This window comes from Sphingopyxis sp. SCN 67-31 (genome assembly GCF_001725095.1).
The window spans coordinates 1-7,811 of the sequence record NZ_MEFH01000139.1; the positions used below are offsets into that span (position 1 = coordinate 1).

The 7,811-nt window shown below is 65.5% G+C and carries 9 protein-coding genes and 1 pseudogene; 3 read left to right on the top strand and 7 right to left on the bottom strand.

Going from position 1 to position 7,811, the window contains the following annotated elements:
• Positions 1-754 (top strand): biotin/lipoyl-containing protein (locus ABS88_RS21550; RefSeq protein WP_286750544.1); only part of this gene is annotated, 754 nt, incomplete at its 5' end.
• 106 nt (positions 755-860) lie between these two features.
• Positions 861-1,232, top strand: coding sequence for a tRNA-binding protein (locus ABS88_RS21555; RefSeq protein WP_286750545.1), 372 nt, complete (start codon positions 861-863; stop codon positions 1,230-1,232).
• Positions 1,233-1,373: 141 nt separating this feature from the next.
• Here ABS88_RS21555 and ABS88_RS21560 read toward each other — a convergent pair whose 3' ends face one another.
• The 7 genes from ABS88_RS21560 to ABS88_RS25075 form a co-directional block, all read right to left on the bottom strand.
• A complete protein-coding gene (locus ABS88_RS21560) occupies positions 1,374-2,759 on the bottom strand; it encodes a peptide MFS transporter (protein ID WP_286750546.1) in 1,386 nt (461 codons plus the stop codon).
• A 108-nt stretch (positions 2,760-2,867) separates the two neighbouring features.
• Positions 2,868-4,082 (bottom strand): dihydroorotase, encoded by a 1,215-nt coding sequence (locus ABS88_RS21565; RefSeq protein WP_286750547.1) that lies wholly within the window; start codon positions 4,080-4,082, stop codon positions 2,868-2,870.
• On the bottom strand, positions 4,073-5,068 hold the full coding sequence (locus ABS88_RS21570) for an aspartate carbamoyltransferase catalytic subunit (RefSeq protein ID WP_286750548.1): 996 nt from the start codon (positions 5,066-5,068) through the stop codon (positions 4,073-4,075). The genes ABS88_RS21565 and ABS88_RS21570 overlap by 10 nt, the downstream gene beginning before the upstream one ends.
• Before the next feature lie 13 nt (positions 5,069-5,081).
• Positions 5,082-5,432 carry a DUF1294 domain-containing protein gene (locus ABS88_RS21575; protein WP_003043601.1) on the bottom strand — a complete coding sequence of 117 codons (351 nt, stop codon included), beginning with the start codon at positions 5,430-5,432 and terminating at the stop codon, positions 5,082-5,084.
• Positions 5,433-5,473: 41 nt separating this feature from the next.
• Complete coding sequence (gene ruvX, locus ABS88_RS21580) at positions 5,474-5,932, bottom strand: Holliday junction resolvase RuvX (RefSeq protein WP_286750549.1); 459 nt, start codon at positions 5,930-5,932, stop codon at positions 5,474-5,476.
• Positions 5,933-6,037: 105 nt separating this feature from the next.
• On the bottom strand, positions 6,038-7,192 hold the full coding sequence (locus ABS88_RS21585) for a DUF3089 domain-containing protein (protein WP_353745132.1): 1,155 nt from the start codon (positions 7,190-7,192) through the stop codon (positions 6,038-6,040).
• Between the two features lie 36 nt (positions 7,193-7,228).
• Positions 7,229-7,372 (bottom strand): hypothetical protein, encoded by a 144-nt coding sequence (locus ABS88_RS25075; RefSeq protein WP_353745133.1) that lies wholly within the window; start codon positions 7,370-7,372, stop codon positions 7,229-7,231.
• A gap of 22 nt (positions 7,373-7,394) precedes the next feature.
• Between ABS88_RS25075 and ABS88_RS21590 the strand changes: the two are divergent.
• A pseudogene (locus ABS88_RS21590) lies at positions 7,395-7,811 on the top strand (DUF4153 domain-containing protein); the annotation flags it as partial.

A 7,811-nucleotide genomic window follows, 5' to 3' on the forward strand; every position in this document is an offset into this window, starting at 1 on the left:
GGCGCTCGACCGCTTCGAGCTCGAAGGGCTCGGCCACAATATCGATTTCGTCTCGGCGATCATGCAGCACCCGCGCTTCCGCTCGGGCGAGCTGACGACCGGCTTCATCGCCGAGGAATATCCCGAAGGCTTCCACGGCGCGCCGACCGACGAAGCGGTGACGCGCGCGCTCGCCGCGATCGCGGGTTTCATGGCCAGTGCCGAGGCAGACCGCGCGCGGCGCACCGACGGTCAGCTCGGCGACCGGATCGACCCGCCCGCGAAATGGCAGGTGACGATCGACGGCACGAGCCACAAGGTCAAACTCGGCCACAAGCATATCAAGGTCGATGGCGACAAGATCGACATCGCGCTGGAATATACGCCCGGCGACCGGCTGGTGGTGGCCGAGATCGACGGCAGCGAACTGGCGGTGAAGGCCCTGAAGACGCGGACCGGCTGGCGCATGACGACGCGCGGCGCGATCCATAATGTGCGCGTGCTGCCCTGGCACGTCGCGCCGCTCGCGAGCCACATGATCGAAAAGATCCCGCCCGATCTGTCGAAATTCCTCATCTGCCCGATGCCCGGCCTGCTCGTCGCGCTGCATGTCGGCGAAGGCGACAAGGTCGAGGCGGGTCAGCCGCTGGCGACCGTCGAGGCGATGAAGATGGAGAATATCCTTCGCGCCGAAAAATCGGGTGTGGTGAAGACCGTCAACGCCGCGCAGGGCGACAGCCTCGCGGTCGATGCGGTGATCCTGGAGATGGAATGATCCTCAAAATCCGTTTGTGCTGAGCTTGTCGAAGCACGGTCCTTTCTTCTACGGCATGAGAGAAGAACGGCCCTTCGACAAGCTCAGGGCGAACGGAGTTGATTGAATGCATATTAATCACGATGCGGGCGCAGCCGCCGCACCTGAAATCGCCTTCGACGATTTCCTGCGCGTCGATATCCGCATCGGCACGATCGTCGAGGCCGAGCCTTTTCCCGAAGCGCGCAAACCGGCGTTCAAGCTGAAGATCGACTTCGGTCCCGCAATCGGCATCAAGAGGAGCAGCGCACAGATCGTCGCGCGCTATGCGCTCGAGGAATTGCCCGGGCGGCAGGTCGCCGCGGTCGTCAACTTTCCCCCGCGCCAGATCGGCAAATTCATGTCCGAAGTACTGACCTTGGGCTTTGCCGACGAGGCAGGCGAGGTGATCCTCTTCGCCCCCGACCACGCGGTGCCGAACGGGTCGCGGCTGTTCTGAATCGTGATCGGGTTAGGCTGAAACGCCACCGTCCTAATCTCGTCATCCCGGCGAAGGCTGGGATCCCGCCGCCTCTGTCTGACGCATCGGCGAGATCCCGGCCTTCGCCGGGATGACGATTCAGGCAAAAACGATCAGGCTCTAGGCCGCCTCCACTTCCCCCATCAGCCGTTTCGCGAGGAACAGCTTGAACAGGATGAAAGCGACCAGCCCGACCGCGGCGGTCGCGACATGGAACAGCCAGAAGCTGGTCGTCGGCATCGACGAATACCAGGTGCCTACTTCGCCGACGATCTTGTTCGCGCCGAAGAAGGCGAGGTAGTAGATGCCGACAATCGTCGCGTTGAGCGCCTTCGGTGCCAGCTTGGTGAACAGCGCGAGGCTGACGGGCAGGATATGCGCAAAGCCGACGCTGTTGAGCAGATGGAACATCACGGGCCAGAACAGCCCGATCTTGCCGTCGCCCTGCGTTGCCGCCGCCACGACGAGGCAAAGCCCGCCGGCGATGGTGAACACGCTGCCGATGATCATCTTGCCCAGCTCGTCGGGTTCGCGGTGGCGCTTGCCGTACCAGACGTAGAAGGCGGCGACCGCGGCGAGCATCGAAAAGCTCGCCGTCGCGTCGATGGTGATCATCCAGCTCGTCGGCAGCGTCTCGCCAAAGAAGGTGAGCTGGAAATGTTGATCGGCCCAGACCAGATAGGCGTTGAAGATTTCCTGATTGGTGAGCAGCGCGACCGCCATCACCGGCACCAGCGTCAGCACCGCGACGACGCGCAGCCAGTCCTGCCGAGACATCGGTTCGCTCGCTTTCGCAGCCGCGCCTTTCGCGGGCCGATTGTCGGCGGGCAGCCACGGTCCTGCCATGATATAGAGGATCAGGCCGATGACCATCACCACGCCCGCGGTGCCGAAACCCCAGTGCCAGCCGACCTTTTCGCCCAGCGTACCCGAAATCAGCGGCGCCGCGATGACGCTGACGTTGATCGCGATATAGAAGATCTGGAACGCCATCGCGCGCCGCAGATCGCCGGGCTTGTAAAGTTCGCCGACCTGGCTCGCGATATTGCCCTTGAACAGTCCCACGCCGACGATCAGCGCGAGGAGGGCGAAGAGGAAGGCGCCCTCGAACGCCATCAGGAAATGGCCGATCGCCATGATTAGGCCGCCGGCGATCAGCGTCGCGCGCCGCCCGAGCCAGCGGTCGGCGATGAAGCCGCCGGCGATCGGCGTCAGATAGACGAGCGATGTATAATCCCCGAAAATCTTCGACGCGAAGGGTTGGCCGTCGATCCCGCCATACCAGCCGCGCAGCCATTCCAGCCCGAAAACCCCGCTCGCATGTTCGGGCAGCAGCAGATATTTGACCATGTAGAGCACGAGCAGCGTCTGCATCGAATAATAGGAAAAACGCTCGCACCCTTCGACGAAGGCCAGATAGCCCAGGCCCTTGGGATGGCCCAGAAAGGCGCGGTCGGCGCGGTCCATGCCCTCTTCGAAATCCGGCGTCGCCTCGGCAATCGTCATATGGTCACTCCCCGAAATTTCGGGCGACCCTAATGTTGCAAATGAAACTTTCCAGACACAATCGACGAACGGCGGCGGGCGTCGATGCGACTCGTCGTGGTCGGGCCGTCAGCGAATCCGCTGGCCGCCCTTCCATAGCGCGGTGACGCGGCCTTGCACCGGCATGCCGTCGAAGGGGGTGTTGCCCGCCCAGGCGGCCATCCGCTTCGCATCGACCTGCCACGGCGCACCCTCGTTGATCAGGATCAGGTCGGCGTCGGCACCCACCGTCAGTGAGCCCGCGTCGAGCCCGAGCAGCTTCGCCGGCGTCGCGGCGAGCAGGTCGAACAGCCGCGCCGGGGTGACATGACCATCGCGTACGAGCTGCAGTCCCATCGCGAGCAGCGTTTCGGCGCCCGCCATGCCGGGCAGCGCTTCTGCAAAGGGCAGGCGCTTGTCCTCGGGACCGCGGGGATCGTGCCCGGATGCCAGCACGTCGATGGTGCTGTCGGCGATGGCGGAGAGGCACGCGTGGCGGTCGTCCTCGCTGCGCAGCGGCGGCGACAGGCGCGCAAAGGTGCGGAAATCGCCGATCGCCGTGTCCGACAGGAACAGATGCGCGGGCGTGATGCCGCAGGTGACGGGCAGGCCCTTCGCCTTGGCGGCGCGGACAAGGTCGAGCCCGCGCGCGGTGGTGACCTGGCGGAAGTGGATCGGTGCGCCGGTTTCCTCGACGAGCATGAGGTCGCGTGCGATCGCCATCGCTTCCGCGATCGCGGGCGCAGAGGCAAGGCCAAGCCGGGTCGCCATCTCGCCATCGGTCGCAACCGCGCCGGCGGTCAGCCCTTCGTCTTCGGCATGGGCGATAACGGTAAGGCCGAGCGAGGCGGCGTAGGACAGCACGCGGCGCATGACGCCGGCATCGGCGATGCGTGCGCGTCCGGTGGCGACGGCGCGCGCGCCCGCCTGCTGCATCAGGCCGATCTCGGCGAGTTCGGCGCCGGCGAGGCCCTTGGTCGCGGCGGCGATCGGGTGCACCCATAGGTCGGGCTTGCCGCCCTTCGCGGCGCGTTCGACCAGACCCGCGCCGTCGAGCGGGCCGCTGTCGGGCATAAGTGCCGCGCGCGTGATGCCGCCGAAGTGAAAGGCCGGCTTGTCGGTCGCGAAGACGCCGAAATCGATGATGCCGGGGGCGAGCCATTGGCCCTTGGCATCGACTGTGTCGGTGCCCTCCGGCGTGTCCGACGGGTTCAGCGCCGCGATGCGACCGCCTGCCACCAGCAGGCTGCCCGCTTCGCCGCCGAGTAGGCGCGCATTGGCGATCAGGAGGGGCTTCAGTTCCATCCGGGCACCCCCCGCTTGCGGCGCGTCAATATGTCGAGGCAGGCCATGCGGACGGCGACCCCCATTTCGACCTGTTCGGTAATCGTCGAGCGCGCCGGATCGTCGGCGACATTGCTGTCGATCTCGACCCCGCGGTTCATCGGGCCGGGGTGCATGACGATTGCATCGGGCTTCGCCTTGTCCAGCCGCTGCGGCGTCAGGCCGTAGAGCGCGTGATATTCGCGCGCACTCGGCAGATAGGCGCCGTCCATGCGCTCGTTCTGCAGGCGCAGCATCATCACGACATCGGCGCCTTTCAACCCTTCGTCCATGTCGGTGAAGGTCGCGACATGCATCCGTTCCATCGCGGGCGGCGTCAGCGTCGGCGGCGCGACGACGCGCACCTCGTTGCCGAGCAGCGTCAGCGCCAGGATGTTCGAACGCGCGACGCGGCTGTGCAATACGTCGCCGCAGATCGCGATCGTCAGCCCCTCGACCCGTCCGAGCCGGCGGCGGATCGTCAGCGCATCGAGCAGCGCCTGCGTCGGATGTTCGTGGCGCCCGTCGCCCGCGTTGAGCACCGGGCAATCGACCTTGTCGGCGATCAGCCGCACCGCGCCCGACGAAGCGTGGCGGATCACCATTGCGTCGGCGCGCATCGCATTCAGCGTCATCGCCGTGTCGATCAGCGTCTCACCCTTCTTCACGCTCGACTGTGCGGCGTGCATGTTCACGACATCGGCGCCGAGGCGCTTGCCCGCAATCTCGAACGACAGGAGCGTGCGCGTCGAATTTTCGAAGAAGGCGTTGATGATCGTCAGCCCCTTGAGCCGGTCGTCATGCTTCGCCGCGCCGCTGCGATTGAGTTCGACCCACTCTTCGGCGGCGTCGAGGATGTAGGAAATCTCCCACGGGGTGAGCTGGGCGATACCGGTCAGGTGGCGATGGCGAAAGGCATCGCCGCCGGGCGGATAGTCGCTGGCGGGTCGAGGAGTTGCGCTTGTCATTAAAGCCGAGCCTTTAGGTCGCAGCGCGCAAATAGGCAAGCGCCGTGGATACGAACGGACCGAGTTTGCTCTCCGCTTCGGACAGGACGGGATCGAAGAGGCCGAACGCCCACAAGGTCAGGAGTACGACCTCCATCGCGAACAGAAAATGCATATCGTCCGCGAAGGGCTGTTTGCGCGTCTTGTGGCGAACGAGGCGCGAGGCCGCGACGGTCCCGATCGCGCCGCCGATCCTCGCCCAGTCGAGTAGCGTCGCTTCGCGGATGCGCCAAAGCCCTTTGTCGGCGCGCCGCTTGTCGATTACCATCAGCGCAAAAGCGATCAGGTTGGCGGCAATAAGCCAATAGAGAATATAGGCGGTCATTTTCGGCCGTATAACCGCGAAATACCCGCGAAATGTTAAAGTCAGCGCACCAGCGCGTCGATCGCGCCCTGCAGGATGAAGGCGGCGGCCGCGCTGTCGACGCGCTCGGCACGCTTGGCGCGGCTGACGTCGGCGGCGATCATCGCACGCTCCACCGCGGCGGTCGACCAGCGCTCGTCCCACAGCAGCAAGGGTAGCGCGAGCGGCGCGAGATTGCGCGCGAAGGCGCGGGTGCTTTGGGTGCGCGGGCTGTCGCTGCCGTCCATGTTGAGCGGCAGGCCGACGACGATGCCGACCACCGATTGCGCGGCGATCAACGCCTTGAGAGCCTCGAAATCGACCGTGAATTTCTTGCGGACGATCGTCTTGTCAGGCGTCGCGAAGCTCCATCCCGCGTCGCACAGCGCAACACCGATCGTCTTGGTCCCGACATCGAGCCCGACAAGGCGGCCGCCACCGGGCAGGGCGGCGGCGAATTCGGAAGCAGCGGTGGTAATCATCGATCGACCCCTAATCCCAAAGCCTTGTCATTGCGAGCGAAGCGAAGCAATCCAGAGCGGTTTGCGCCTACTCTGGATTGCTTCGCTTCGCTCGCAATGACGATGTTAGGATTTAGAGGTGGGCGTCGTCGTCGCAACCGGCGCTGCGGGGGGCGGCACCGGCGAGGGTTTGCTTTCGAACGCGGCGAGACGCCGCAGCGCATCGGCGCGGACATTCGCCCAGAAGAGGGTGATGTCATAGACATGATAATTGTTGCCGGGCAGCACATAGCCCGCGACGACAAAATGCTGCGCCGCATCGGCATCGCCGATCAGCAGGAAGCCGCGATCGTCGTCGCATTTGGCGCCGACCTTGCCGGTGATGAGGTCGCCCTTGCGGAAGCCATCGGACGGTTTCAGCGTGCCGATGTTCGCCTCCGGTCCGGCGGCGGCATCGGGCGTGCCGGTAAGCGGGTTGGTGCAGAGCATGCGCGTGCCCGCGCGCGGGCGTCCATCGAAGCCGATTGTGCCGTCATAGGCGCCGGTGACCATCGAGGTGTCGGCGGGCTCGGCAAAGCTTGCCCAAGACAGGATGCAGCCCTTTTGATCGGGCGTGTCGCAGGCGGGCAGGCCGAGCGCGGCCAGATCGGTGTCGCGGCTGATCGGCCAGCCGATGACATAGGCGGCCACGATGCGCTTCGCGAGCGGCGTGCCCGCGATGCGGTTCTTGAGCAGCGTCGTCAGATGCAGCGCGCCCTGGCTATGGCCCGCAAGAATGATCGGCTTGTCCTTGGGAATGGCGGCCAGAAAGGCGTCGAACGCCTGTTCGACGTCGCGGTAGGCGGCGTCGATCGCCTTGCCCGCCGTTACGCGGTCTTCGGCGAGGAACGCGCCGAGCGTCGCCTGGCGATAGCGCGGCGCCCATATGGCGCCGGCATCGCCGAATGCACTTGCCATGCCGCGCACGAACAGCGTGGCGCGATAATCGGCGTCGGCATCGCCGAGTGGCGCGTTCCAGCTCGCCTTGCTGTAATAGCTTGTCGGGTGGACGAAAAAGACCGCCGCATCGCCGAGCGGAGCGATCGGTGCCGCTCCCGATGCTTCGGCCGCCTTTGCGGGCGCAATCAGCGGCCGTGCGCCCGGTTCAGGGGCGCTTGCTTCGCCGTCTACCGCTTCGGCGGCGGGCGGACGCCAGGCCGACGGGTCGTCGGGCAGGCCGGGGCGGGCGATCCACATTTTGGGATCGTCATAGGCGTTGGCCGCCACCGCCGCTTGCGGCACGAAATCGCTGCTCGGAACGAAGGCGACCCGCCCGAACTAGCCGGGATTGAGCTGATAGGCAATGCCGACGCCAAGTATCATCAGGATGATTGCGGCGATGAAATAGAGGAATTTGCGGGCCAAGTCAGGGCTCCATGCGGCGGGAGATACGGGTGCGCTATCTGGCTTGCGCCGCGCCATCAAACAAGCCCAGATGTGGGGCATGACCGACAGCATCGCAAGCGGCACCGCGCCCGATTCGCCCGTGCTTTCCACTCGCCTCGACGACAGCGATCCGCCGTGGCCGCAGCGTCCCTGGGTCATGGCGGCGCTCTGCGCGACCGCGGGCCTGCTTTTTCACGCCTGCATCGACCATGACTATGGCGATCCGCTTGACCGCTGGCGGATGGCGCTCGCGACCTTCGTCGCGGTCGCAACGCTGGTGTTCACGCTCGGCATGGAAATCCGCCGCGGGCACTGGGCCGCAGGCTTCGCGCTCCTTTGGGGCGCGATCATGGCGCTGATCGTGTGGAACGGCGCTGGCTATAATTTCGATGCCTCGCCCTTCGAATGGCCTTTCTGGTCGGGATTGCTGGCGGTTCTGGTCGCCACGCCGCTCTTTCAGACACGCCGGGACGTC

Coding starts and splice junctions, on each gene's coding strand:
- ABS88_RS21555 (WP_286750545.1), top strand. CDS start 861: ATGCATATTAATCACGATGCGGGCGCAGCCGCCGCACCTGAAATCGCC.
- ABS88_RS21560 (WP_286750546.1), bottom strand. CDS start 2,759: ATGACGATTGCCGAGGCGACGCCGGATTTCGAAGAGGGCATGGACCGC.
- ABS88_RS21565 (WP_286750547.1), bottom strand. CDS start 4,082: ATGGAACTGAAGCCCCTCCTGATCGCCAATGCGCGCCTACTCGGCGGC.
- ABS88_RS21570 (WP_286750548.1), bottom strand. CDS start 5,068: ATGACAAGCGCAACTCCTCGACCCGCCAGCGACTATCCGCCCGGCGGC.
- ABS88_RS21575 (WP_003043601.1), bottom strand. CDS start 5,432: ATGACCGCCTATATTCTCTATTGGCTTATTGCCGCCAACCTGATCGCT.
- ruvX (WP_286750549.1), bottom strand. CDS start 5,932: ATGATTACCACCGCTGCTTCCGAATTCGCCGCCGCCCTGCCCGGTGGC.
- ABS88_RS25075 (WP_353745133.1), bottom strand. CDS start 7,372: ATGGCGCGGCGCAAGCCAGATAGCGCACCCGTATCTCCCGCCGCATGG.